This window comes from Thermomonas sp. (genome assembly GCF_019104945.1).
Taxonomy (GTDB): Bacteria; Pseudomonadota; Gammaproteobacteria; order Xanthomonadales; family Xanthomonadaceae; genus Thermomonas.
Window position 1 is genome coordinate 77440 of sequence record NZ_JAHRWW010000053.1, and the last position, 24383, is coordinate 101822.

25 protein-coding genes are annotated in these 24383 nt (G+C 59.1%); 21 read left to right on the forward strand and 4 right to left on the reverse strand.

The window, feature by feature from the left end; all coding sequences use genetic code 11:
* The first annotated feature begins 56 nt into the window (after nt 1–56).
* From ppsA to KUL77_RS12350, 5 genes are all read left to right on the forward strand, one after another.
* Nucleotides 57–2426: a phosphoenolpyruvate synthase gene (gene ppsA, locus KUL77_RS12330; RefSeq protein WP_297147706.1), complete on the forward strand. Its 2370-nt coding sequence runs from the start codon at nt 57–59 to the stop codon at nt 2424–2426.
* A gap of 63 nt (nt 2427–2489) precedes the next feature.
* The gene (locus KUL77_RS12335; RefSeq protein ID WP_297147710.1) at nt 2490–2900 is read left to right on the forward strand and encodes a hypothetical protein; all 411 of its coding nucleotides are present in this window, start codon (nt 2490–2492) and stop codon (nt 2898–2900) included.
* A 120-nt stretch (nt 2901–3020) separates the two neighbouring features.
* The gene (locus KUL77_RS12340; RefSeq protein WP_297147712.1) at nt 3021–4253 is read left to right on the forward strand and encodes a TolC family protein; all 1233 of its coding nucleotides are present in this window, start codon (nt 3021–3023) and stop codon (nt 4251–4253) included.
* Nucleotides 4250–5629 carry an efflux RND transporter periplasmic adaptor subunit gene (locus KUL77_RS12345; RefSeq protein ID WP_297147715.1) on the forward strand — a complete coding sequence of 460 codons (1380 nt, stop codon included), beginning with the start codon at nt 4250–4252 and terminating at the stop codon, nt 5627–5629. Before KUL77_RS12340 ends, KUL77_RS12345 begins: the two co-directional genes overlap by 4 nt.
* Nucleotide 5630: 1 nt before the next feature.
* Nucleotides 5631–8750 (forward strand): efflux RND transporter permease subunit, encoded by a 3120-nt coding sequence (locus KUL77_RS12350; RefSeq protein ID WP_297147719.1) that lies wholly within the window; start codon nt 5631–5633, stop codon nt 8748–8750.
* A 26-nt stretch (nt 8751–8776) separates the two neighbouring features.
* On the opposite strand, the gene orn is transcribed toward KUL77_RS12350, so the two are convergent.
* Complete coding sequence (gene orn, locus KUL77_RS12355) at nt 8777–9328, reverse strand: oligoribonuclease (protein WP_297147721.1); 552 nt, start codon at nt 9326–9328, stop codon at nt 8777–8779.
* A gap of 34 nt (nt 9329–9362) precedes the next feature.
* Complete coding sequence (gene tadA / locus KUL77_RS12360; protein WP_297147723.1) at nt 9363–9854, reverse strand: tRNA adenosine(34) deaminase TadA; 492 nt, start codon at nt 9852–9854, stop codon at nt 9363–9365.
* Nucleotides 9855–10043: 189 nt separating this feature from the next.
* Here tadA and rpoN point away from each other — a divergent pair, with 189 nt between their 5' ends.
* The 9 genes from rpoN (at nt 10044) to fliJ (ending at nt 18964) form a co-directional block, all read left to right on the forward strand.
* Nucleotides 10044–11432, forward strand: a complete 1389-nt coding sequence (gene rpoN / locus KUL77_RS12365; RefSeq protein ID WP_297147726.1) for an RNA polymerase factor sigma-54 — start codon at nt 10044–10046, stop codon at nt 11430–11432.
* Entirely contained in the window at nt 11432–11851 is a 420-nt protein-coding gene (locus tag KUL77_RS12370) for a response regulator transcription factor (protein WP_297147729.1), read from the forward strand. Before rpoN ends, KUL77_RS12370 begins: the two co-directional genes overlap by 1 nt.
* Nucleotides 11848–13326, forward strand: coding sequence for a sigma-54 dependent transcriptional regulator (locus KUL77_RS12375; RefSeq protein WP_297147732.1), 1479 nt, complete (start codon nt 11848–11850; stop codon nt 13324–13326). The genes KUL77_RS12370 and KUL77_RS12375 overlap by 4 nt, the downstream gene beginning before the upstream one ends.
* 62 nt (nt 13327–13388) lie before the next feature.
* Nucleotides 13389–13745 (forward strand): flagellar hook-basal body complex protein FliE, encoded by a 357-nt coding sequence (fliE, locus tag KUL77_RS12380; RefSeq protein WP_297147734.1) that lies wholly within the window; start codon nt 13389–13391, stop codon nt 13743–13745.
* A 54-nt stretch (nt 13746–13799) separates the two neighbouring features.
* Nucleotides 13800–15476 carry a flagellar basal-body MS-ring/collar protein FliF gene (fliF, locus tag KUL77_RS12385; protein WP_297147737.1) on the forward strand — a complete coding sequence of 559 codons (1677 nt, stop codon included), beginning with the start codon at nt 13800–13802 and terminating at the stop codon, nt 15474–15476.
* On the forward strand, nt 15466–16467 hold the full coding sequence (gene fliG, locus KUL77_RS12390; RefSeq protein WP_297147803.1) for a flagellar motor switch protein FliG: 1002 nt from the start codon (nt 15466–15468) through the stop codon (nt 16465–16467). The genes fliF and fliG overlap by 11 nt, the downstream gene beginning before the upstream one ends.
* A complete protein-coding gene (locus tag KUL77_RS12395; RefSeq protein ID WP_297147739.1) occupies nt 16464–17063 on the forward strand; it encodes a FliH/SctL family protein in 600 nt (199 codons plus the stop codon). Before fliG ends, KUL77_RS12395 begins: the two co-directional genes overlap by 4 nt.
* Before the next feature lie 84 nt (nt 17064–17147).
* On the forward strand, nt 17148–18521 hold the full coding sequence (gene fliI, locus KUL77_RS12400) for a flagellar protein export ATPase FliI (protein ID WP_297147742.1): 1374 nt from the start codon (nt 17148–17150) through the stop codon (nt 18519–18521).
* Nucleotides 18518–18964 carry a flagellar export protein FliJ gene (gene fliJ, locus KUL77_RS12405; protein WP_297147747.1) on the forward strand — a complete coding sequence of 149 codons (447 nt, stop codon included), beginning with the start codon at nt 18518–18520 and terminating at the stop codon, nt 18962–18964. The genes fliI and fliJ overlap by 4 nt, the downstream gene beginning before the upstream one ends.
* A gap of 378 nt (nt 18965–19342) precedes the next feature.
* On the opposite strand, the gene KUL77_RS12410 is transcribed toward fliJ, so the two are convergent.
* A complete protein-coding gene (locus KUL77_RS12410; RefSeq protein WP_297147749.1) occupies nt 19343–19633 on the reverse strand; it encodes a hypothetical protein in 291 nt (96 codons plus the stop codon).
* A gap of 102 nt (nt 19634–19735) precedes the next feature.
* On the reverse strand, nt 19736–20065 hold the full coding sequence (locus KUL77_RS12415) for a hypothetical protein (protein WP_297147752.1): 330 nt from the start codon (nt 20063–20065) through the stop codon (nt 19736–19738).
* 137 nt (nt 20066–20202) lie between these two features.
* Between KUL77_RS12415 and KUL77_RS12420 the strand changes: the two genes are divergently transcribed.
* The 7 genes from KUL77_RS12420 (at nt 20203) to KUL77_RS12450 (ending at nt 24379) form a co-directional block, all read left to right on the forward strand.
* On the forward strand, nt 20203–20952 hold the full coding sequence (locus tag KUL77_RS12420; RefSeq protein ID WP_297147755.1) for a flagellar hook-length control protein FliK: 750 nt from the start codon (nt 20203–20205) through the stop codon (nt 20950–20952).
* An 85-nt stretch (nt 20953–21037) separates the two neighbouring features.
* The gene (locus KUL77_RS12425) at nt 21038–21526 is read left to right on the forward strand and encodes a flagellar basal body-associated FliL family protein (RefSeq protein ID WP_297147757.1); all 489 of its coding nucleotides are present in this window, start codon (nt 21038–21040) and stop codon (nt 21524–21526) included.
* A gap of 10 nt (nt 21527–21536) precedes the next feature.
* Nucleotides 21537–22532, forward strand: coding sequence for a flagellar motor switch protein FliM (gene fliM / locus KUL77_RS12430; protein WP_297147760.1), 996 nt, complete (start codon nt 21537–21539; stop codon nt 22530–22532).
* Nucleotides 22529–22861 carry a flagellar motor switch protein FliN gene (fliN, locus tag KUL77_RS12435; protein WP_297147763.1) on the forward strand — a complete coding sequence of 111 codons (333 nt, stop codon included), beginning with the start codon at nt 22529–22531 and terminating at the stop codon, nt 22859–22861. The genes fliM and fliN overlap by 4 nt, the downstream gene beginning before the upstream one ends.
* A gap of 8 nt (nt 22862–22869) precedes the next feature.
* Nucleotides 22870–23271: a flagellar biosynthetic protein FliO gene (fliO, locus tag KUL77_RS12440; RefSeq protein ID WP_297147766.1), complete on the forward strand. Its 402-nt coding sequence runs from the start codon at nt 22870–22872 to the stop codon at nt 23269–23271.
* A gap of 86 nt (nt 23272–23357) precedes the next feature.
* Nucleotides 23358–24095: a flagellar type III secretion system pore protein FliP gene (fliP, locus tag KUL77_RS12445; protein ID WP_297147805.1), complete on the forward strand. Its 738-nt coding sequence runs from the start codon at nt 23358–23360 to the stop codon at nt 24093–24095.
* Nucleotides 24096–24109: 14 nt separating this feature from the next.
* Entirely contained in the window at nt 24110–24379 is a 270-nt protein-coding gene (locus KUL77_RS12450; RefSeq protein WP_297147769.1) for a flagellar biosynthetic protein FliQ, read from the forward strand.
* The last annotated feature ends 4 nt before the right edge of the window (nt 24380–24383 follow it).

Here is a 24383-nt window from a genome sequence, read left to right on the forward strand (position 1 = left end):
GGGTTAAAATAGCGAACTTCCGCGCCCCCGCGCTGTTTTTCTCCTCGGAGCCTGCCTTGACTGCCAATATCCTTTGGTTGCACGACCTGCGCCTTACCGACCTTGCCCAAGTCGGTGGCAAGAATTCCTCACTCGGCGAAATGATCGGCCAGCTATCTGGGCTCGGCGTTTCGGTACCAGGCGGCTATGCCACCACAGCCGATGCGTTCAAGGCGTTTATCGCACACAACAATTTGCATGCGCGCATCTACGACAAGCTCGCCACGGTAGATGTGGAAAACGTGCCAGCGTTGACGAAAGCAGGCGCAGAAATTCGCAGCTGGGTGATCGATGCACCGCTGCAGCCTGATCTTGATGCGGATATTCGCAGTGCTTACGCCAAGCTTTGCGCTGACGCGGGCGCGGCGGATATCGCCGTAGCAGTACGCTCTTCAGCCACCGCTGAAGACCTCCCCGATGCGAGCTTTGCGGGCCAGCAGGAAACCTTCCTTAATGTGACCGGTGCCGACGATGTGGTGCACAAGGTCAAGGAAGTCTTCGCCAGCCTCTATAACGACCGTGCCATTGCCTACCGCGTGCACCACGGCTTCGCCCATGAAGACGTCTTCCTGTCTGCTGGCGTACAGCTAATGGTGCGTTCGGACGTAGGCAGCTCCGGCGTGTTGTTCACCCTCGATACCGAATCGGGCTTCCGCGACGTGGTGTTTGTCACGTCGAGCTTTGGCCTCGGCGAGATGGTGGTGCAAGGCGCGGTGAACCCCGACGAATTCTATGTATTCAAACCCACGCTACAAGAAGGCAAGCCCGCCATCTTGCGCCGCGGCCTTGGCAGCAAGCAGCTGCGTATGGTCTATTCGAACGTACCGGGCGAGCGCGTGCGCACCGAAGAAACGCCGCTCGAACTACGTGGGCAGTTCTCTATTACCGATGCCGACGTGCAGGAGCTTGCCAAGCAAGCACTGGTGATCGAGGCGCACTACGGCCGCCCGATGGATATTGAGTGGGGCAAAGACGGTAACACCGGCAAGCTCTATATCCTACAGGCGCGCCCGGAAACGGTGAAGTCGCGCGCGCACGCCACTCAGATCGAACGCTATACCCTGCAACAGCGCGGTGAAGTGCTGGTGGAAGGCCGCGCGATTGGCAGCAAAATTGGTACCGGTATCGCACGTGTGGTGCGCAGCTTGGACGATATGAACCGCGTGCAGCCCGGCGACGTGCTGATCGCCGACATGACCGACCCCGATTGGGAGCCGGTGATGAAGCGCAGCGCCGCGATCGTTACCAATCGCGGTGGCCGCACCTGCCACGCAGCGATCATCGCACGTGAGCTAGGGGTTCCTGCCGTGGTGGGCACCGGCAACGCGCTTGACATGCTGAAAGACGGCGACCCGGTGACCGTGAGCTGCGCCGAGGGTGACACCGGCTTTATCTACGCAGGTACCCTGCCCTTCGAGCGCACCACCACCGACCTTGGCAATATGCCGCCAGCGCCGTTGAAGATCATGATGAACGTTGCCAACCCGGAGCGTGCGTTTGACTTCGGCATGCTGCCGAACGCGGGTATTGGCTTGGCACGTTTGGAAATGATCATCGCCAGCCATATTGGCGTGCACCCCAAGGCGCTGCTGGAATACGACAAGCAAGACGCCGCTACCAAGGCCAAGATCGATGCGCGTATCGCAGGCTACGCTTCGCCGGTGGAGTTCTACATCGAGCGTCTGAAGGAAGGCATCGCCACGATTGCGGCGTCGGTGTATCCGAAGCCGGTGATCGTGCGCCTATCGGATTTCAAATCCAACGAATATGCCAACCTTCTGGGCGGCTCCAAGTACGAACCGCACGAAGAAAACCCGATGATCGGCTTCCGTGGCGCGTCGCGTTATATCGACCCCAGCTTCAAGGAAGCTTTTGCACTGGAATGCGTGGCAGTGAAGCGCGCGCGTGAAGCAATGGGCCTAGGCAACATCTGGGTGATGATCCCGTTTGTGCGCACCTTGGACGAAGGTCAAGCCGTGATCGACGTGCTGCGCGAAAACGGTTTGGTGCAGGGCGAGCATGGCCTGAAGATCATCATGATGTGCGAGGTTCCGTCTAACGCGCTGCTGGCCGATGAATTCCTTGATATCTTCGACGGCTTCTCGATCGGCTCCAACGATATGACTCAGCTCACGCTTGGGCTTGATCGCGATTCGGCCATCGTGGCCGGGCTGTTCGATGAGCGCAACCCTGCGGTCAAGAAAATGCTGTCGATGGCTATTTCTGCTGCGCGCGCCAAGGGTAAGTACGTCGGCATCTGCGGCCAAGGTCCGTCCGACCACCCGGATCTGGCACAGTGGCTGATGGAACAAGGGATTGAATCGGTATCGCTCAACCCCGATACCGTTGTCGATACGTGGCTGGCACTGGCGAAGTCCAAAGCCTAAGCGCAACCTTCCGCGCAAGGAAGGTTGTTCGCAACTTGCGCGGACTCGGGTACTATCGCCGCCATGCTCCGTTATTTGCGCCGCCGCTTACACCAACGCATCGCCCTCGTGGCGATGCTGTTGCTGCTGTGGTCGCAAACGGTGATGGCTTGGCATGCGCTATGTACCCACGCGCAGCAACTGCCTGCACCAGTCGCACAAACAGTCGCGATGCAGGGGCATATGGAGCACTGCAGCGACACCGCACCGCCTGCCCCTATCGACAACTCACTGTGCGCTGCGCATTGCGACCAAGGTGCGCCCAGCTCCGATGTCGTGCGTATTCCTGCATTCCTCGCACTCCCCGCACTGGTGCCCGCACTGACCGCAGCGCTGCTGCCGCCATCACCTGCGGTTGTAGTGCAGACAGACACCCCCCCGCCCATTCCTTGGAACCGGCCAACGCTGCACCCTGCAGCGCTGCTACTTATTTGATCCCATCTATCGCCGTTAACGGTTGCGCCCTCGCGCAGCCGTAAACGCGTGCGCCCACGTTCTTGGCGCGCGCTTCTTCTCTAACGTCCAAAACGTTGGATCAAAGCGATAGGTAGTTTCATGCTCATATTCTCTCGAAGCCTACTGCTGGGCAGCCTGCTGGCTTGCCTGCTGCTGACGCGACCCGTTGCCGCGCAGCAACCTTCAGAGCCCCTTCCGGGCAAAGATGTGGCCTCCATTCGCCAATGGTTGCTGCAGCACAACGCCGAGCTGCGCGCGCAGCAGGCAGAAACCGAGGCTGCTCAAGCACAAACGATTGCGGCAGGCAGTCTTCCCAACCCCACAGCCAGCGTCTCGCTCCTAGGTGATACGCGCTATCAACTGCGCCAAAGCATTCCACTTTGGGGCAAGCGCGGCCTAGCGCGCGACATCGCCTCACAGCAGGCCCAGGCGCTTGATGCCAGCCGCGAAGCCAATGCGCTCACGCTCATGGCGCAAGCCGAAACGGCCTATGTGAATTTTTGGCACGCCAAACAGTCGCTGCTACTCCTTGACGGGCAACTGACACTACTGCAAAAAGTAGAAGAAATTGCAGGTGTGCGTTACGCACTTGGTATGGCGCCGCAGCAGGACGCCATTCGCGCACAGGTAGAAGTTAGCCGCGTGCAAGGCGAGCGCATTCTTCGTGAAGAAACGGGCCATGAGTCGGGCATTTTGCTCAACCTCGTTTTAGGACGCAGGGCCGATGCGGAGCTAGCCGCACCTCAAAACATGCCGAACATTTCCATCGCAAGCGCGTCATTTAGCGATGCCCTTACCGCACTCGATAAGCACCAGCACCCGGCCCAACGCGCCGCACAGGCCCAGCTGGTTGCCGCACAAGACACCCTACGCCTACGCCAGCGTGAGCGCTGGCCAGACGTTTCGATAGGTGTAAGCGCCATGCAAATCGACCGTCATCTAAAAGACTACGAATTGATGCTGGAAGTAGAACTTCCCCTACAACGCCGCGCTTTAGCCGCACGCACGCGTGAAGCCGAACGCTTAGAAGCAGCAGCGCAAGCCCGCGCCGAAGCGCAATTCACCACGCTTAGCGGCCAGCTGGGTGCCGCGTGGACGCAGTGGCGCAGCGCGCAGCGCCAACGTTTATTAATTGAAAACACGCGCATCCCACAAGCCGAAGCCAACTTCAACTCTTCACTTGCCAGTTATCAAGTGGGTGAAGTGGATTTTAACGCCCTGCTCGACGCCCTTACCCAATGGCAAGACGCCAAGCTCGCCCAGCTTGACGCCCAACGTGACGAACTCATTAGCGCCGCTAGCGTGCGCGCCCTCGCCGGAGAAACCCCATGACCCGCAATTCAATGCTTATCGGAACACTCGCCATTGCAGCGGCACTGGGCGGAGGCATCGTGCTTGGGCGCTTGACTAAACCCACCATAGCAAGCCCACAAGCAGCGGCCACAGCGGAGAAAAAACCGCTGTATTACCGCAACCCAATGGGCCTACCTGACACATCACCTGTGCCCAAAAAAGACGAAATGGGCATGGACTATATCCCTGTCTATGCAGAAGACGAGGCATCGGCATCACCTGGTACCGTCGTTATTTCACCAGAAAAAATGCAAACCCTTGGCGTGCGCACCGAAGCCGTGCGCAAGCAAGCGCTCGATCTGGCTTTTTTGGCTAGCGGCACGATTGCCGTCGACGAAACCAAACAGCACGTCATCGCGCCGCGTTTCGATGGCTGGATTGAAACGCTACACGCCAACCAAACCGGCTTGGCGGTGAAACGCGGGCAAACGCTGGCAACGGTGTACAGCCCGCAACTGATGGCCGCGCAAGAAGATTATCGCGTGGCCGATGCGGCGCTGCGCCAGCTCAAAAAAGGCGATGCAGCCAGCCAACAGGCCATGAAGCGCCTGCGCGATGCAGCAAAACGCCGCCTGTTGAACTGGAATATCAGCGAAACCCAGCTTGAGCATCTCGCCCATCTACCGCCGGGAAATCTTGCGATTACCGCACCCAGTAATGGCGTGATTTTGGAAAAGCCTGCAGTGGAAGGCGCACGCTTTGTGGCAGGCGATGTTCTGCTACGCCTCGTTGACCTTTCTACCGTCTGGATCACCGTCAACATTCCCACCACAAAGATCAGCCAGCTCAAAGACGGCCAACCGGCGGTGTTTACCACCCCCGCCATTCCCGGACGCAGCTTTGAAGGCACACTCAATTTTCTTCAACCAACCCTTGATGCCACGACCCGCACGCTTGCCGTGCGTATTGAGTTGGCTAACCACGACGGCCAACTGCGCCCCGGCTTGTTCGGCAGCGTTGCACTCAGCGGCCCAGCGCATTCCCCCGTTCTTACCATTCCGCGCTCGGCCTTAATTGATAGTGGCGAACGGCAGATAGCGCTGGTGCAGGTGGCCGAAGGGCGTTTTGCCCCACGCCAGCTGCTGATCGGCCAGCGCAGTGATGATCGCATTGAAGTGTTGAAAGGCTTAAACGAAGGCGAACAGGTGGTGGTGGAAGGCAACTTCCTGATCGATGCAGAAAGCAATTTGCGTTCGGCTCTAACCGATATGGCCAAACCCGCCGCAGCGGCACACGAAGGCCACGACATGAGCGGCCACACAATGCCAGCGGCAGCGCCCGCAGTGCCTGCCGCAAAAGCCCCCAAAGTGGAAGACCCGCACGCGGGCCACGACATGAGCCAGATGGAGCACTGACATGCTAGGACGCTTGATTGAATGGTCTGCGCGCAACGTCTTTTGGGTGCTCACCCTCGCCGTAGCGCTCACGGCAGGCGGCATCTACGCGCTGATCCATACGCCGCTTGACGCACAACCCGACCTATCGGACGTGCAAGTCATCCTCTACACCGAAGCGCCCGGGCAAGCGCCACAGGTTGTGGAAGACCAAATCACCTATCCACTCACTACCGCAATGCTCGCGGTACCCAAAGCCAAAGCCGTACGCGGGTTCTCCTACTTCGGCTCATCATTCGTCTATATCATTTTTGAAGACGACACCGACGTGTACTGGGCGCGCTCGCGCGTGCTTGAATACCTAAGCTTCGCTTCGCGCCAACTGCCACAGGGCGTAACACCTACGCTCGGCCCTGATGCCACCGGCGTGGGTTGGGTCTATCAATATATTTTGGAAAGCAAACACCACGCGCTCGACCAACTGCGCACGCTGCAAGACTGGTTTGTGCGCTATCCACTTACCGCCGCACATGGCGTTGCCGAAGTAGCGAGCATTGGTGGTTTCGTTCGCCAGTATTCGGTCACAGTTGATCCAATAAAATTGCGCGAATACGGCATCTCACTGGCGCAAATTGAAGACGTCATCACCACCAGCAACCGCGACGTGGGCGGACGTTCATTAGAGCTTTCTGAAACCGAATACATGCTGCGTGGGCGCGGCTATTTGCGCAGCATTAGCGATATCGAACATTTGGTTTTGAAAGCCGAAAACGGTGTCCCGGTACTGATCCGCGATGTTGCGCACGTTGAGTTTGTGCCTGACGAGCGCCGCGGCATTGCGGAAATGGATGGCCAAGGCGAAGCCGTGGGCGGCATTGCCATTGCCCGCTACGGCGAGAACGCACTCACCGTCATTGATAGCGTTAAAGCAAAGCTGAAAGAAATTCAGGCCGGCCTTCCCGAAGGCGTGCAGATTCGCAGCGTCTATGACCGTTCGCAGCTAATCGACCGCGCCATTGCCACGCTGCGCAGTACGCTGCTGGAAGAAAGCCTCATCGTAGCGCTGGTGTGCATCGTGTTTTTATTCCACGTGCGCAGCGCACTGGTGGCCATCATCATGCTGCCCATTGGCGTGCTGATCGCCTTTATCGCCATGCGCCTATTGGGGATGAACTCCAACATTATGAGCCTTGGCGGCATCGCGATTGCTATTGGCGCGATGGTTGATGCGGCCATCGTGATGATTGAAAACGCCCACAAGCATTTGGAACGCGATGGCGGTAGCAAACCAAGGCTGCAAATTCTGATCGACGCCTGCCGCGAAGTGGGGCCAGCGCTGTTCTTCAGCCTATTGATTATTACCGTGTCCTTCCTCCCCGTATTTGCGCTTGAAGCGCAAGAAGGCCGCCTATTCAAACCCTTGGCCTTCACCAAGACCTTCGCAATGGCAGGCGGGGCGCTGCTTTCAGTGACACTTGTACCTGCGCTGATGCTTCTGTTTGTGCGCGGCAAAATCGTGCCGGAGCATAAAAACCCGATCAATCGTTTCCTTATCGCTCTCTACCGGCCCATTATCCAAGGCGTGCTGCGCCACCGCGTTGCCACACTCACCGTTGCAGGGGTATTACTGCTGGCATCGCTTTGGCCTGCTGCGCGCTTAGGCAGCGAGTTTATGCCTACGCTCAACGAAGGCACCCTGCTCTATATGCCCACCACCCTGCCCGGCCTATCGGTGACGCAGGCAGGGAAATTACTGCAACAGCAAGATCGCATCATCAAAACCTTCCCAGAGGTGGAATCGGTGTTCGGCAAGGCGGGGCGCGCACAAACCGCAACCGACCCCGCGCCGATGGAGATGTTTGAAACCACCATCAACTTAAAACCTGAAGATCAATGGCGGCCCGGCATGACCGTGGACAAGCTCATTGCCGAAATGGACGCCGCACTGCAGTTTCCCGGTGTGGCCAATAGCTGGACGATGCCGATTAAAGCGCGCACCGACATGCTTTCCACCGGGTTCCGTACGCCTGTTGGCATCAAGGTGTTTGGCAATAGCCTTGAACAGTTGGAAGAGGTTGCAAGGCAGATTGAAACGGCGGTGCGCAAAGTACCCGGCACCACCAGCGCCTATGCCGAACGACTCACGGGCGGCTATTACTTGGATATCACCCCAGATCTTTCACGACTGGCACGCTACGGCCTGAGCGTGGGCGATGTGCAAGACGTGATCGCAAGCGCCTTGGGTGGACAGTTGATCACAACAACGGTGGAGGGCCGCGAACGCTTTGGCGTGATCGTGCGCTACCCGCGCGAACTACGTGATACCCCAGAGAAAATTGCGCAGCAAGTGCTTGTAACTGCCCCCAGCGGCGCCCAGCTCCCCTTGGGTGAATTAGCCACACTCAGCTTGCACAAAGGCGCGCCATCCATTCGCACAGAGAACGCCCAGCTGGCGGCATATATCTATGTGGACACGCGTGAAAGCGACCTAGGCGCCTATGTGCAGCGCGCCCAACAGGCCGTTGCCGCTGAGGTAAAGCTGCCCACCGGCACGTATATCAGCTGGAGCGGGCAATACGAGTACATGCAGCGTGCGATGGCACGCATGAAAATTGTGATCCCCATTACCCTCGCGCTGATTTTCTTGCTGCTGTATCTCAACTTCCGCCGCGTCACCGAGTCGCTGATCGTGATGCTCTCTGTACCGTTTGCCCTCGTCGGCGGGGTGTGGTTGCTGTGGCTGCTTGACTATCAAGTCTCCGTTGCCGTTGCGGTAGGTTTCATTGCGCTGGCCGGTGTTGCCGCCGAAACTGGCGTGGTGATGCTGATCTATCTGGATCACGCACTGGAAGAGCGCAAGGCACGCTGCCTCGCCGAAGGCCGCCCGCTGTCGGCAAGTGATCTACACCAAGCCATCATCGTTGGCGCGGCCGAACGCGTGCGCCCCAAGATGATGACGGTGGTTGCGATCATGGCTGGCCTTTTGCCGATTATGTGGAGCCACGGCACGGGGTCTGAAGTGATGCGCCGCATCGCCGCACCGATGGTGGGCGGCATGGTGTCGTCTACCGTGCTCACGCTGGTGGTGATCCCGGTGATCTATGCGCTAGTGAAACAGCGGCAGGCGCATCTTTCGCACTAAGCCGCTGCATGCGGGGCTTGTGGCCGTTACGGCGCAAGCCCCGCCAGTTCACCCATAAATTTGCGGTAGTAACGCAGTTCTTCGATGGAATCGTGCACATCGCTTAGGGCAGTGTGCGCGGTGGTTTTCTTCACGCCGTCCAACACCTTAGGAGACCAGCGCCGCGCCAACTCCTTGATCGTGCTGACATCTAAATTACGGTAGTGAAAATAGTGCTCAAGTGTGGGCATCAGCCGCGCAAGAAAGCGGCGATCTTGGCAAATCGAATTGCCGCAAATCGGTGACGTATTGGCAGGCACCCAAGCTTTTAGAAATTCAACAGTGCGCGCTTCCGCCTCTTCTAGCGGCACGCCTTGCTCCAGCACGCGCTTCCACAGGCCCGACTTACTGTGTTGGTTGCGGTTCCAATCGTCCATTGCTTCGAGCGTGGCTAGCGGATGCGCAATGGCCAGTTCAGGCCCCTCGGCCAGCACATTGAGCTGCGCATCGGTCACCACCGTGGCGATTTCCAAGATACCGTCGTTGTTGGTATCTAGCCCAGTCATTTCCAGATCAATCCAGATCAAATTGGTGTTCATTGTGCTTAATTGTGGCCTTGAACGAGTACGCTCATCATACCGAGGCTTTGCGTTTGGCGCGGAAATACTGGGTCAACATCGGCCCAGCAACATCGGCCAACACGCCGCCGGTGACCTCTACGCGGTGGTTATGACGCGGGTCGCTGATGAGATCAAACACACTGCCTGCGGCCCCCGTTTTCGGGTCACTAGCACCAAACACCACGCGCGCCAAACGTGCATGCACGGCGGCCATTGCGCACATCGCGCAGGGCTCTAAGGTGACATACAGCGTGCAACCAATGAGGCGATGATTGCCAAGCGCCTGCCCAGCCTGCCGCATCGCAACGATTTCAGCATGCGCACTCGGGTCGTGGTGGCGGATGTTGCGGTTCCACCCCTCTCCCACTAAATGCCCATCGGCATCCACCACCAGCGCCCCCACCGGAATCTCATCGTCTTCATCGCGGGCGCGCTCCGCAAGGACAAGGGCTTGGCGCATCCAATGTTCGTCTTGTTCCAACATCGTCCCACGATCGATCAGCATCAAACCGCGGATTTAACGCATACCAAGGCGAGATGTCAAAAACTCGACATTTGCAGCACAATTTCCCATAGTGTCGGCATGGTGCGGCCTTCGCTGCGCATGAACCCCACTAAGGATGTCGTTGTCGCCAATGGATAAAGCCCTGCCAGCGCAGCGCTGTAAGCACGCCACCGCACGGAAGACGCGGGGATGAAGGCGGGCTTGCAGGTCAAATTGGGGCAGCAAGTTACGCTAACCCCGCAGCTGCTGCAGTCGATCCGGCTGCTGCAGGTGGGCTCGCTGCAGCTGGAGCAAGAGCTTCACCAGCTATTAGACCGCAACCCTCTGCTTGAACAAGAGCCCGAGGAAGACGATCCACCACCTACTAGCCTCGATGCCGCCGCAGCGGATACTGCCGCGTGGGACGAGCTGCCCGACCCTATGTTTCTCTCGGGCGGAAGCTATTCGGGCGACCCAGACGATGACCCAACGGCACGTATTGCTGCAGGGCAATCCAGCGACCCGCGCCAGCGATTGCTAGAAACACTGCAGCTTCAGTGCAGCGCACGTGAACTGGCGATTGCCGCATGGTGGCTAGATTACTGCGACGATAGTGGTTATTTAGAAGGCGAGCCTGCCCTTTTGGCCGCGCAAGGGGCCGAACAAACCGGGCTTCCCAAACAAGAGCTCTTAGACATTCGCCAGCGTCTTTTGCTTAACGGTGAATGGCCAGGAATGAGCGCTGATGGGCCCGCCGAGAATCTGCTGGCGCAGCTGCACGCGCTTCCCGCCTCCGCCGCTCGCCTGTTGGCCGAGCGCATCGTAGGCGAACACATTGACCTTCTGTCCAAGCACGATCACCCAGCCTTGGCAGTGGCGCTTGGCGCGAGCGAGGCGGCTGTCGCCGAAGCAGTGACGCTGATTTTGTCGCTACAGCCCCACCCCGTTGAGCAGCCACCGGAGCCGGAACCTGCGTTTATCGTGCCCGACGTCATCGTATGGCGCGGCAATAGTGGCTGGCAGGTGCGGCTCAATTCGCGCAACGTGCCCAAGCTGCGCCTGTGCACGTATGCCGAACAGGCGGGCAGCCACGAAAGCCTGCGCGGTCTTCTCGAAGAAGCGCGCTGGATGCTGCGCAGCCTAGGCATTCGCAACGACACCCTGCTGAAAACCGCGCGGGTGCTGGTGCAGCGCCAACAGGCCTTCTTGGAACGTGGTGATGAGGCGATTGCACCTTTAACCTTAAAAGAGGTGGCGGAAGAGATCGGCGTTCACGAATCCACCGTTTCCCGCATCACCAACGGCAAATACATGCAAACCCCACGCGGCACGCTGGAGCTCAAACAGCTCTTTGCGGTGCGGCTAGATGGTGCAGAAGTGTCCGGCGCCGCGATCAAGGCCATGGTGCGCCGGTTGATTGAAGACGAGCCGTCACAAACGCCGCTGGCCGATGAAGTGATTGCCACCCTACTGGCGCGCCAAGGTATCCGCGTTGCAAGGCGCACCGTGGCAAAATATCGTGAACAGCTGGGGATTGCGCCCGCCCGCCAACGGCGTGGTGCGTCCTCAGCCGCAGTCAAAGGCAGACAGGTGGGATAATGGCAGAGCCGCAACAACCCCTGCCGCAGTCGATCAAAGTGCTGCTGGTGGACGACCACGAAGGTTTCATTAACGCAGTGCTTCGGCATATGCGCAAACACCCGTGGATCGAAGTGGCCGGAACCGCTGGCAATGGCATCCAAGCCGTTGCCCTCTCTGAAAGCCTTCGCCCCGACATCGTTTTAATGGATTTAGCTATGCCCGAAATGGGTGGCCTACAGGCCACTAGGCTGATAAAAGCCCAAGATAAGCCGCCATTTGTCGCTATCGTCAGCCATTTTGATGATAACGAACATCGTGAGCACGCCCTGCGCGCGGGTAGCGACGCGTTTATCAGCAAGCTCAACTATATTCAGGAAGTGCTACCTCTTTTGGAACGCTTGACTACTGCCGCACCAGCAGGAGGCCGTCAAGGATGAGCGAGTCTAGGATTCTTCTTGTCGATACCGATGACGGCCGCGTTGAACGGCTCGCCACCCTGCTTGATTTTATGGATTTCACCCCGCGCATCGTGGCGGATGCAGCGGATATCGACCTTGATAAAGTAAAGCCCAGCGATTGGGTGGCGATTATCGTGGGCGATCCCGGCGATACCGCCGCTTGGGAAGCGTTCGTGCAATGGCTCTCCAAAACCCCGCTGCACCCGCCGGTGATCACACTTCCCGACCAAGAAGAAAAGGCTGCTTGGCGCAAACACCTGCATCCGGAAATGGTCTGGTTGCTGGACTACCCCATCCGCCGCAACCAGTTGCAAGACGTGCTGCGCCAAGCCAGCATCAAGCGGCTAGACGACGACGCCAGCCGCGAGCAACCGCAAATTGGCCCCACCGGCCACAGCGCCGCGGTGCAGTCGCTTAACCGAATGATCGACCAAGTGGCCAAGTTTGATACCACGGTCTTGATCCTAGGTGAATCGGGCACCGGCAAAGAAGTGGCTGCCCGCGCCGTGCATCTGCGTTCACCGCGCGCCAGCAAACCGTTTGTGGCGATCAACTGCGGGGCCATTCCGCCTGATCTGCTTGAAAGTGAGCTATTTGGCCACGAAAAAGGCGCGTTCACCGGCGCACTCGTGCAGCGCAAAGGCCGCTTTGAAATGGCCGAAGGTGGCACCCTGCTGCTGGATGAAATCGGCGATATGCCGATGGCCATGCAGGTCAAACTGCTGCGCGTCCTGCAGGAGCGCATCTTTGAGCGCGTTGGCGGCGGGGTGCAAATCGCCTGCGACGTGCGCGTTATTGCAGCCACCCATCGCAATTTAGAAGCTCATATCGCCGACGGAAAGTTTCGCGAAGACTTGTTTTACCGGCTTAACGTCTTCCCTATTGAGATACCCGCCCTGCGCGAACGCAGCGAAGACCTACCGGAGCTGATCGACGCCATTACCCGCCAGCTCGCAGAAGGCGGGCGCGGCCGAGTGAGCCTAAGCCAAGATGCGATCGCCGTCTTGCAGCAGTATGCATGGCCCGGCAACGTGCGTGAGCTTAGCAATTTGATCGAACGCCTTGCTGTGCTCCATCCCAGCGGCAGTGTCAAAGCCATCGACCTGCCTGCCCGCTACCGCGAAGGCATCGCCGACGACCTGCTGCAGCCTACGGCCGATGATCCAGCGCTACAGCCGCTACCGCCCGTACCGTTGCCGCCTGATCCATCCATGCTATCGCCACTGGTCTCGCTGCCTGCAGGCGGCTTGGATCTGCGCCATCACATTGCGGAAATCGAGAACGAATTGATCCGCCAAGCGCTGCAGCAAAGTGGCGGTGTCGTGGCCCACGCAGCCCCGCTGCTGGGGCTGCGTCGCACGACGCTGCTCGAGAAATTGCGCAAATACGGGATCGACCGACACGCCGACACCGCAACGGATCAAGCCACGGAACCCGACACGAAAGATTCTTGACACCTGCTCTGGCACATTTTTTGCAGCGAGGGGGCAGACTCTAACTTCCCACGGCTGCAGCGATGTCCGACGCGATCAGCTCCATCCTTTCCCAAATCCGCGCCCACGAGACGCGGACGCAGGGCGCACTTGGTGGCGCGGCCAGTATTGGCGACATTCGCCCCGGCAATGCGGTGGATGTAGGCAAGACCGGCACATCCAACTTCCAGCAAACCTTAAGCAATGCCATTGAGGGTGTTAGTAAAGCGCAAAACGATGCCAGCGCCCTGCAGCAAGCGTTTGAATTGGGCGATCCACGCGCCGACCTTGCCCGCGTAATGGTGGCCATGCAGCAGTCGCAAGTCGCCTTCAAAGCCACGGTCGAAGTGCGCAACCGCATGGTGCAAGCGTATCAAGACATCATGAATATGCCGGTTTAACTTGCTTGTATAAACTATTGTTTTTCATAATTATTTAATAAAATAGCCAATGCCATGAGTGCCACTGCCCTGACCAAAGCCAATGAAGGCCTAAGCAAAACGACCGAGAGCCTGAAGAGCCTCGGCCGTCTGCAGGACATCCCACTGGTGCGCCAAATGATGACGTTTGCCGTGGCGGCGGCGGCGATTGCGCTTGGGCTTTGGCTGTTTTTCTGGACCCAGCGCCCGGATTACGCCCCACTCCCAGACCTCGATGCCAAAACCGCCAGCGACGCGCGCGGCGTACTCACCGCAGCCAAGATTCCGTTCAAAATCGACGCCGCCACCGGCGTGCTATCGGTGCCGGGGGACAAAATCGGCGAAGCGCGTATGGCGCTGGCAGCGGGTGGGCTTGGCGCCAATCCGGATAAAGGTTTTGCGGCGATGGAAGGCGACCAAGGCTTTGGCACCAGCCAGTTCGTTGAAAACGCCCGCTACCAGCACGCCCTAGAGTCGGAACTGGCGCGCACCATCACCAATCTGCGCCCGGTGCGCGAAGCGCGGGTACACCTCGCCCTGCCCAAGCCCTCGGCCTTTACTCGGCAAAAAGAAGCCGCCAGCGCCTCGGTGGCTCTGCAATTACGTCCGGGTGCAACGCTAGAGCAAGGCCAAGTGGATGCCATCGTGCATCTTGTCTCGTCCTCCATTCCTGGGTTGGTCGCAGAAAACGTCACCGTGGTCGATCAATACGGCCGTCTACTCTCAAACCCAGACCCGGATAGCGACGCGGCGGTAAGCGCCAAGCAGTTTGAACAGCAGCGGCGTCAAGAAACCGTCTTCGTTCACCGCATTCAAGAATTGCTAGAGCCGATGACCGGCCCCGGCCGCGTGCGCGCCGAGGTCAGTGTTGATATGGATTTCAACCAAAGCGAGCAGGCCAGCGAGAAGTTCGGCCCCGACCCGGCAATCGTGCGCAGCGAACAGCTTTCAGAAAGCGGCAATATTGCTGCGGGGCCGCAGGGCGTACCGGGTAGTGCCAGCAATACCCCCGGTGCAGCCGAACAGGCCAACGCCCAACAGGCGCAGGCGCAGGCGCAGGCGCAGGCAACCCAAACCGCCGCCACCAATGGCTCGCGCAGTTCGGTGCGCAATTACGAAATCAATCGCACCCTAACCCATACTCGGCAGGCACCGGGCATCATCAAGCGTGTCACCACAGCGGTACTGGTGGATAACCTCGCTGGCCCTGCCGATAAAAAGGGCAAGCCCACCGAGCGCGCGCTCACTGCACAAGAAATCAGCAAGATCGAATCGCTGGTGCAGCAGGCGGTAGGCTTTGACGCCCAGCGCGGCGACGTTGTCACCGTTGTGAACTCGCCGTTCGCACGCCAACCGGCTGCAGAGCCCGAAAAAACACCGCTCTGGGAAAACCCGAACGCCCTCAATATGCTGCGTACCTTGCTGGGTGGGCTTGCTGTGCTCGCCGTGGTGCTCTTTGTGCTACGCCCCGCTTTCCGCGCCATCACAACGCCTAAAATCGCCGTGAAAGACGATGTTGAAGCTGCCACAATCACCTCCATTGAACATGCAGACGGTGAAGAAGCTCCGGTGCGCCCCGCGCTCACGCAGCAGAAGATCCCCGGCGTGTTAAATTTTGACGAGAAAGTGGAAGTGGCGCGAAGTGCTGTTGCTGCAGATTCAAAACATGTTGCCGCACTTGTGAGGGACATGGTCAATGCCGATGAATCGTGACGAACAATTAAGCGGCGTACAGCGCGCTGCGGTCGTGTTGCTTTCGCTAGGCGAAGCACAGGCGGCCGAAGTGCTGAAGCACATGAACGCCAAAGAAGTGCAGAAACTGGGCGTGGCCATGACCTCGGTCAGCGGCATCGCACACGAAACCGTCGAGCGCGTGCTGGGCGACTTCGTCACGACCCTGCAAATGCCCAATATCGGCAGCGGCGCCGACGACTACGTGCGCGCTGTCTTGGTGCAGGCCTTGGGTGAAGACCGCGCCAGCAGCCTGATCGACCGCATCTTACTGGGCCGCAACACCACCGGCCTGGACACATTGAAGTGGATGGAGCCGCGCGCCATTGCCGATCTCATCCGCCTTGAACACCCGCAAATCATCGCGATCGTTTTATGCCATTTAGACCCCGATCAAGCCGCCGAAGCGTTGAAGTTCTTGCCGGAACGCACGCGCTCTGAAGCACTGATCCGCATCGCTACGCTCGATGGCATTCCGCCAAATGCGCTAAATGAACTCAATGACGTGATGGCCAAGCAGTTCTCGGGCAACCAGAACCTGAAGTCGTCCAATATCGGTGGCATCAAAGCGGCGGCCAGCATTTTGAACTTTATGGACGGCGGGCAAGACGAGGCGATCCTAACCGGAATCTCCGAGATCGACGAACCGCTCACCGGCAAGATTCGCGACCTGATGTTCGTCTTCGACAACTTGGCTGAAGTCGATGACCGGGCGATGCAGCAGATCCTGCGCGAAGTGCCTGCCGATAAATTGGCACTGGCCATGCGCGGCGCCGACAGCAAGGTCAAAGAAAAGATCACCAACAATATGTCGCAGCGCGCCGCCGAAATGCTCATGGAAGACATGGAATCGCGCGGCCCTGTGCGTCTGGCCGAAGTGGAAGGCGCGCAGAAAGAAATCCTGGCCATTGTGCGCAAGATGGCCGATGACGGCACGATCCAGCTGGCGGCGAAGGCAGAGGTCTTTGTATGACAACGGCGATCCGCTGGGCCGCGCCCGAGCTGGTTTCCAACCCTGCTCCCATTGTGGAAGAGGAAATTCTGGAACCGACACGGCACTTGCCTAGTGTTGAAGAGCTTCAAGCGATTGAAGAAGCGGCGCGCAAGGAAGGCTTTGCGCGTGGGCATGCAGAAGGGGTAGCCAGCGGTCAAGCGGAAGTGCGGCGGATTATCGTGCAGATGGAAGGCATATTGGACGCCTTTACCCGTCCACTTTCGCGGTTAGATGCAGAGGTCGGCGATGCGCTGGGAGAGCTAGCAGTGCGCATCGCCGGCGCTCTGCTGGGGCGCAGCTATGAAGCCGACCCCACGCTATTGGCCGACCTCGTCAAAGAAGCGCTGGAAATTGCCGACGACGATAACCGGCAAGTCGAGCTGCGCCTGCATCCAGCGGATCTCGCCATGCTCACCCCGCATTTAATGCTCAAAGAGAGCGTCCGCATCAGCGGTGACGCCACCCTTTCGCGTGGCGACCTGCGCGTTCATGCCGACGGCGTGCGCATCGATGGCAGCCTCAATGCACGGCTTAAAACGGCCCTGCAGGCGATTATTAACAGTGAGCATACGTAACCTGCACGTTTCGCACCCAACAAAGGCGGCACAATACTTGCATCACCTGATGGGACGATGCCACTACAAAGTAGAGAAGTACGGATGAGCGTTGCCGCTGCACAATGGGATGAGGCCCGCAGCCTGCGTCTGGCGACGCAGCTCCGCGCGCGCGATCCGCGTGTAGAAGCCTTGGGTCTTGTCCGCGAAGGGGTGCTGCGCCGCGCCGTGGGGCTCACCCTAGAAGCAACCGGCTGCAGCGCTCCACTAGGCTCACGCTGCCGGGTAGAGAGCATGGGTGGGCGCTGGGTTGATGCCGAAGTGGTCGGCTTCTCCGGTGATCGCACCTTCTTAATGCCCACGTCCGACACCTCCGGCGTGTTGCCCAGTGCACGCGTCATTACCGGCACCAGCCGCGGTGAAGTCGCCGTTGGCGAAGGCCTGCTAGGCCGCGTGATTGATAGCGACGGCGTCGCCCTAGACGGGCGTGCGCCCTTGCGTGCCGAAGACTACGTCAGCCTCACCGGTGTGCAGATCAACCCGCTGATGCGCGAACCCATTACCCGCTCGCTCGACGTGGGCGTGCGCGCCATCAACGCCCTACTCCCTATTGGTCGCGGTCAGCGTATCGGCCTGTTTGCAGGTTCTGGTGTCGGCAAATCGACACTGCTCGGCATGATGACCCGGTTCACCGCCGCCGACGTGATCGTGGTGGGCCTGATCGGCGAACGTGGCCGCGAAGTGCGCGACTTCGTGGAAAGCACGCTTGGCCCCGAAGGCCTGCGCCGCGCCGTGGTCGTAGCTGCCCCCGCAGACCGCCCGCCGCTGGCGCGTTTGCATGGCGCGCTGCGCGCCACAGCCATTGCCGAATGGTTCCGCGACCAAGGCCTGCACGTGCTGCTGCTGATGGATTCGCTCACCCGCTTTGCCCACGCCCAGCGTGAAATTGGCCTATCCGTTGGTGAACCTCCAACCACACGTGGTTATCCACCTTCCGTTTTCGCGCGCTTGCCTGCCTTGGTGGAACGCGCCGGTAACGGCTCTGACGGCCGCGGCTCAATTACCGCGTTCTACACCGTTCTAACAGAGGGTGACGACCAGCAAGAGCCTATCGCCGACGCCGCCCGCGCGATTTTGGATGGTCATATCGTGCTGACCCGCCGCATTGCCGACTCCGGCCTCTACCCGGCGATCGACGTGGAAGTCTCGGTTAGCCGCGTGATGCAGGAAATCACCGACGGCCCGTGGCGCGCCCGTATCCGCCGCTTGAAGCAGCTAATGGCGGCGTATAATGCGCAGCGCGACCTAATCGCAATCGGCGCCTACCAACGTGGCAACGATCCACTGGTAGACGATGCACTTGCGCTCTGGCCAAGAATTCAACAATTTCTTGCGCAGGACGTGCTGGAAGCATCCAATGTTGAAGCCAGCCGTGAAGCTCTGGCGCAATTGATTGATAACGGAGCGGAGACCCCATGACCCGTTCAGAACGCTTAGACCCGTTGATTCGTGTCGCCCAGCAACGCCAAGATGCCGTGGCCAAGCAGCTGGCCGAACGCGAAAAAACCGTCAATGAACAGCAGCAACGCCTCGACCTTCTCAAAGACTATGCCGATAGTTTCACTCTGAGTCCTGCTGGAAGCACGCTTTCGCCCGCTATGCTGGCCAACCATGTCGCCTTTCGCGGTAAGCTCGATGTGGCCGTGAAGCAGCAAACACAGGCCGTGGATACCTCTGTGCAGCACCGTGAAATTGAGCGCACACGCTTAATGTTGGCCAGCCGTAATTCCAAAGTATTAGAACAGCTCGCTGCCAGCTACCGCGCCGACGAACTCTACGAAGCAGGCAGACGCGAACAGCGCGAACTCGATGACATCGGCGCGCGCCGCGTGCGTGCGGCACAAGAAGGGGGAACGCCATGATGGGCAACCCGGCTTCGGTGGCCGCTACAGTGGCAGCTTCACCTCTTGCAGCCTTAACCGGCGCAGGTACTGCGCTCTTGCAAAACGCGGCCTCTGCCATGGGCTCGGCGTTAGAGGGTGAGCCGCAGGGTGATGCCGCATCGGCGGCGCAGCTCTTTGAGCAGCTATTAGGTGAACCCACGGTTCCAGCAAGTGCATTATCTCTCACCGAAGCCAGCACGCAGCACGCGCCCGTAACGCCCTTGCCCCGCAAACCCAGCGAGCCAGTGACTGATGCGGGAAACCCACTATTGGCGTCGTGGCTGCAGACGACACAGCCCATCCCTACTGCAGTGACGCCTGCAGTAATGAGCAACAGTGCAGTAGCGCAGCCTAGCCTTACGCCCGCAGTGGCGCTTCCATCGCCGCCGCCTCGCGCCGACATCGCAACAGCGATTTCGCATATTTTGCAAACGCAAACAGCAACACCGCTAGCACCAGAAACTCCGACAATTGCAGCTCCGACAATTGCAGCTCCGACAATTGCAGCTCCGACAATTGCAGCTCCGACAGTTGTAGCCCCGACAGTGGCAGCCCCAACAGTGGCAGCCCCAACAGTGGCAGCCCCGACAGTGGCAGCTCCGACAGTTGTAGCCCCGACAGTGGCAGCCCCAACAGTGGCAGCCCCAACAGTGGCAGCCCCGACAGTGGCAGCCCCGACAGTGGCAGCCCCGACAGTGGCAGCCCCGACAGTGGCAGCCCCGACAGTGGCAGCTTCTACAGTGGCAGCTTCTACAGTGGCAGCTCCAACAGTGGCAGCTCCGACAGTTGATACCGCTGTTGCCGCTGCACTTGCACAACCGCAGCCTTCGCAACATGCAGTGAGCGAAGCACCGCACATGCCACCAATGGCGGCAGCCCAGCAAGGCCATCCAGTGGAAGTCCGTGCGCTGCAAACACCTGCCGCGGTCGTGCAGCCAACTGCATCCACGCCAGCGCCCGCAGCGCCCGCGTTACCGCCCAAAGCAGCGGCGACAATCGTGGCAGCACTATCCAAGCCACAACCGGCAAAAAACACCGTATCAGTGCTTCCAGAAACAACACCTTCTGACGCGAGTACATTAGCCTCACCTGCCAAGCCAGCACCGGCACAACACCCCAAAGCCAGTGAAAACGCCGCCCCCGCCGCTGCGCCTGCAACCACCTCAACGCCAGCACCTACGCTCGCTCCAGTTGCAGTTTCGGCTACGGACCCGGCGATGCCCGCCTCCGCGGCGTCTTCCACAACGCCCGTTGCCACCACTTCGAGCATCAAATCTACCGAATCGGCCGAGCCTGCGCTGCGGGCTGTGGAAGGCAAGCACCAGAGCGCACAAGAAGTGCCACATACCAGTGCGCCCGCAGCCCTCGCCACAGCCAGCACGGCCAAACCCATCAGCACGAGCGTGGCCACTTCGAACGACGTATTTACCCTCGCCGAGCCCGCCGCTAACGCCGTGCACGCCCAGCCGAGCGCCGTTGAAGTACGCCCAATGCAGCAGGTCGCACCGGCTCCTGTCAGCGTTTTGCAGCAACCTACCCAAGCCGACGCAGGCTATGGTGACGAATTAAACAGCCACGTATTGTGGATGGCCGGGCAGCAAATCAGCCGCGCAGAAATTCGTGTCAACCCCAAGCATCTCGGTGCGATCGATATTCAACTGCAGCTTGACGGCAACCAAATCCGTGCCGAATTCAGCAGCGCCCAGCCCGACGTTCGGCATGCACTGGAAGCCAGTATCCCAGCGCTGCGCGACATGCTGAGCCAACAAGGCTTTCAGCTGGCGCACGCAGGTGTTGGCCAGCAGCAAACCGGGCAACCTCAAGAACAGGCGCAACATTCGCGCGGTGCACCTTTTGCGCAGCAGGGTAACGAAGAAGGCGTTCTTCCCGGCGAGCCCGATCCGAACGGCGGCCCCAATACGCCGCGTTCGCGCCCGGCGCGTGGGCTTTTGGACGTGTACGCCTAAATTCATAGATAGAGGCGGTTCGGCACGAGATTTGCAGGGCTTGGCACGGTAGAATTCAGGTTCGTCATCAAGGAAGGATTTCTCCGTGCCTCCCGCATCCAAACCCGCCAAAGCCGAAGAAGCCGCTGCGCCCGCTAAAAAATCGGGTAAGCTCAAAATCATCATCATTGCGCTATTGGTACTGCTGCTTGCGGGTGGCGGTGCGGCGTTTTTCTTGATGAAGCCCTCCAAGCCAGCAGGCCCAAAACCGCTAGCGCCACCGCAGTACATCGCGCTGGAACCATCATTCGTGGTCAATTTGGCCGACCCGAATGCCGTGCATTATTTACAAGCGGATATCCAGCTACAGACACGTGACCCCGAGACTGCGGCGGCCATTACCCTGCACATGCCCATTATTCGTAACAAGCTATTGCTGATGTTTGGCCAGCAAACCTCCGAGCAGCTCAATGGCCGCAACGGCAAAGAACAACTGCAAAAACAAGCGCTCACAGAAGTGCGCAAAGTGCTGAAAGAACAACACGCTGCCGACAAGGTTGACGCACTGCTGTTTACCAGTGTTGTGATCCAGTAAGGAGCCCGTCATGACCGCCGACCTACTTAGCCAAGACGAAATCGACGCCCTACTTCACGGCGTTGATTCCGGCGAGGTTGAAACTGAAGCGCCGCCGACACCAGGCGAGGTGCGCGGTTATGACTTCTCCAGCCAAGAACGCATTATTCGTGGCCGCCTGCCGTCGCTTGAAATGATCAACGACCGCTTCGCCCGCGCATGGCGCATTGGCCTGTTCAATTTACTGCGTCGCTCGCCCGACCTCACCGTGCGCGGTGTGGATATGATTCGGTTCAACGAATACATCCATTCGCTCCACGTTCCCACCAATATCAATCTGTTCAAGGTCAAACCGCTGCGCGGCACCGCCATGATCATGATGGAGCCACGGTTGATCTTTACCGTGGTCGATAATTTCTTTGGCGGCAACGGCAAATACCACACCCGAATTGAAGGGCGTGAGTTCACGCAAACCGAAATGCGCGTCATCAATCTGCTGCTGAAGCAGATTTTTGCCGACTTCACCGAAGCGTGGTTACCTGTGATGCCGGTTGAATTCGAGTACATGAATTCTGAAGTCAACCCGCATTTCGCCAATATCATCAGCCCACGTGAGTACATTGTCGTTTCGCGTTTTCACGTTGAACTTGATGGCGGTGCTGGCGAGATGCACATGGCGCTACCGTGGTCCATGCTTGAACCGATTCGCGAGCACCTTGATGCAGGCGTTCAAGGCGACCGTATCGAGCGTGACGAAACCTGGACGCGCTCGCTCCATGCGCAGCTGCGCGATGTTGAGGTAGAGCTCACCAGTATTTTGGCGCAGCGCCAGATCAGCCTGCGCGAGCTCAGCAAACTCAAAGTGGGCGACATCATTCCGATCAACCCGCAGTCTGAAGTCCCTCTTTTTGTGGAGGACATGCCACTATTTTCTGGTGAATTTGGCGTTCATAACGACCACAACTCAGTCAAGATCACCTCGGTACATGCCCCTCTTGCTATTCAAGATATTCGGAAACAACCATGAGCACAGATAACGAAGCCGAGCGCGCCGCCTTTGATTCATTAACATCCGAAAAAAATGCGGATACGGGTGATATCAACCTCGACGTCATCCTCGACGTGCCGGTGACGTTGTCGCTGGTCGTTGGCCGTACCAAAATTCCGATTCGCAGTCTGCTTCAGCTCAATCAAGGCTCCGTTGTGGAGCTAGAGCGTGCGGCTGGTGAACCGATGGATGTCTTCGTCAACGACACACTCATTGCACAGGGTGAAGTTGTCGTGGTGAACGACCGATTCGGCGTGCGTTTGACCGATGTGGTTAGCCCCGCCGAACGCATCAAGCGCCTGCGCTGAGTCTGCCAATGCAGCAGCCCACCTCTCTGCCATTCAAGCCTGCGGCCACGACAACAACGGCGCACACTGCTCAACCGGAAGCCCCGAGTACAGCAGGCGCGATTGGCGGCACGCTATTTTCGCTGGCGATTGTCCTAGGCCTAATTTTTATTTTGGCCTGGCTTGCGCGGCGCATGCCCGGTGCGCTCGGACAACGTAGCCAAGGGCTGCGGCTGGTGGCCTCGCTGCCACTCACCACGCGCGAACGCATTGTGGTGGTGGATGTGGGCGGCACCCAATTGCTGCTAGGCACCGGTGCATCAGGAACACGCGTGTTGCACAAGCTTGAAACCCCTCTCCCTGAAGCCCCCGCCGCACAGGCGCCCGCATTTGCGCAGCTGCTGGCCAAGCACATGAGGAAAAACCCGTGAGCGCGGCGCGCTGGCAGCGCCCAACACAGCTTGCCGCAAGCCCTTGGTTTTGGCTGTTCGCACTCATTGCGCTTACATGGTTTGGCATGGGCGATGTCTTTGCACAGGCAGCCCCTGCCGCCGCGCCACCAGCGCCGCCTTCGCCACTGCCCAATCTTCCTGCGGTCAATATCGGCCAAGTAGGCAACCAGCCGGTGAGTATGCCGATGCAGGTGCTGTTGCTGATGACCAGCATCACCCTGCTACCTGCGTTGCTGCTGGGTATCACGGCATTTACCCGCATCATCATTGTATTGAGCCTGCTGCGACAGGCACTTGGCACCGGCCAAGCACCGTCCAACCAGATTTTGCTGGCGCTGGCGCTGTTTCTCACGGCCATGATTATGCAGCCGGTGTTTAATCAGGCTTGGGTGGCAGGTATCGCGCCGTATCTGGATCAGAAAATTGATTTCTATACCGCGTGGACAGCAGCCTCCGGCCCGTTCCGAGAGTTCATGCTGGCACAAATTCGCGATGCCGACCTCATGACGTTTGCAGGCCTGTCTGGTACCGGCCCCTACGCAACGCCGCAGGACGTGCCGTTCGGTGTACTGGCCGCTTCATTTCTCACATCCGAGCTCAAGACCGCGTTTGAAATTGCCTTCTTGATCTACATCCCATTCGTGATCATCGACCTTGTGGTGGCCAGCGTATTGATGTCGATGGGCATGATGATGCTCTCGCCCATGCTGATCTCTGCGCCGTTCAAAATTCTGCTGTTTGTTCTGGTCGATGGCTGGGTGCTGGTGGTGGGCTCGCTGGCCGGCAGCTTCAACGTCACCTAAAGGAGAAACGCGCAATGTCTCCAGAAATGGCGTTAACCCAGCTGGCCAAAGGTCTCTATCTCGCACTTCTACTCGGTGGGCCGCCGCTGCTCGCTGTGCTGGTCACCGGCGTGATCGTGGGTATCATCCAAGCCGCGACTTCGATCAACGAACCCACTGTGGCCTTCGTGGCTAAGGTTATTGCGCTTGCCGCCACCATGGCGATCACCGGCAACTTCTTGCTGGGGCGGCTGGTATCGTTCACCACGGAGCTGTTCCGGCAAATTCCACATTTGATCGGCTAACCAC

Bases quoted from the DNA above. Each gene is read 5' to 3' on its own strand.
- KUL77_RS12335 (WP_297147710.1), top strand. From the start codon at position 2,490: ATGCTCCGTTATTTGCGCCGCCGCTTACACCAACGCATCGCCCTCGTG.
- KUL77_RS12340 (WP_297147712.1), top strand. From the start codon at position 3,021: ATGCTCATATTCTCTCGAAGCCTACTGCTGGGCAGCCTGCTGGCTTGC.
- KUL77_RS12345 (WP_297147715.1), top strand. From the start codon at position 4,250: ATGACCCGCAATTCAATGCTTATCGGAACACTCGCCATTGCAGCGGCA.
- KUL77_RS12350 (WP_297147719.1), top strand. From the start codon at position 5,631: ATGCTAGGACGCTTGATTGAATGGTCTGCGCGCAACGTCTTTTGGGTG.
- orn (WP_297147721.1), bottom strand. From the start codon at position 9,328: ATGAACACCAATTTGATCTGGATTGATCTGGAAATGACTGGGCTAGAT.
- tadA (WP_297147723.1), bottom strand. From the start codon at position 9,854: ATGCTGATCGATCGTGGGACGATGTTGGAACAAGACGAACATTGGATG.
- rpoN (WP_297147726.1), top strand. From the start codon at position 10,044: ATGAAGGCGGGCTTGCAGGTCAAATTGGGGCAGCAAGTTACGCTAACC.
- KUL77_RS12370 (WP_297147729.1), top strand. From the start codon at position 11,432: ATGGCAGAGCCGCAACAACCCCTGCCGCAGTCGATCAAAGTGCTGCTG.
- KUL77_RS12375 (WP_297147732.1), top strand. From the start codon at position 11,848: ATGAGCGAGTCTAGGATTCTTCTTGTCGATACCGATGACGGCCGCGTT.
- fliE (WP_297147734.1), top strand. From the start codon at position 13,389: ATGTCCGACGCGATCAGCTCCATCCTTTCCCAAATCCGCGCCCACGAG.
- fliF (WP_297147737.1), top strand. From the start codon at position 13,800: ATGAGTGCCACTGCCCTGACCAAAGCCAATGAAGGCCTAAGCAAAACG.
- fliG (WP_297147803.1), top strand. From the start codon at position 15,466: ATGAATCGTGACGAACAATTAAGCGGCGTACAGCGCGCTGCGGTCGTG.
- KUL77_RS12395 (WP_297147739.1), top strand. From the start codon at position 16,464: ATGACAACGGCGATCCGCTGGGCCGCGCCCGAGCTGGTTTCCAACCCT.
- fliI (WP_297147742.1), top strand. From the start codon at position 17,148: ATGAGCGTTGCCGCTGCACAATGGGATGAGGCCCGCAGCCTGCGTCTG.
- fliJ (WP_297147747.1), top strand. From the start codon at position 18,518: ATGACCCGTTCAGAACGCTTAGACCCGTTGATTCGTGTCGCCCAGCAA.
- KUL77_RS12415 (WP_297147752.1), bottom strand. From the start codon at position 20,065: ATGTACTCGCGTCAGAAGGTGTTGTTTCTGGAAGCACTGATACGGTGT.
- KUL77_RS12420 (WP_297147755.1), top strand. From the start codon at position 20,203: ATGCCCGCCTCCGCGGCGTCTTCCACAACGCCCGTTGCCACCACTTCG.
- fliM (WP_297147760.1), top strand. From the start codon at position 21,537: ATGACCGCCGACCTACTTAGCCAAGACGAAATCGACGCCCTACTTCAC.
- fliN (WP_297147763.1), top strand. From the start codon at position 22,529: ATGAGCACAGATAACGAAGCCGAGCGCGCCGCCTTTGATTCATTAACA.
- fliO (WP_297147766.1), top strand. From the start codon at position 22,870: ATGCAGCAGCCCACCTCTCTGCCATTCAAGCCTGCGGCCACGACAACA.
- fliP (WP_297147805.1), top strand. From the start codon at position 23,358: ATGGGCGATGTCTTTGCACAGGCAGCCCCTGCCGCCGCGCCACCAGCG.
- KUL77_RS12450 (WP_297147769.1), top strand. From the start codon at position 24,110: ATGTCTCCAGAAATGGCGTTAACCCAGCTGGCCAAAGGTCTCTATCTC.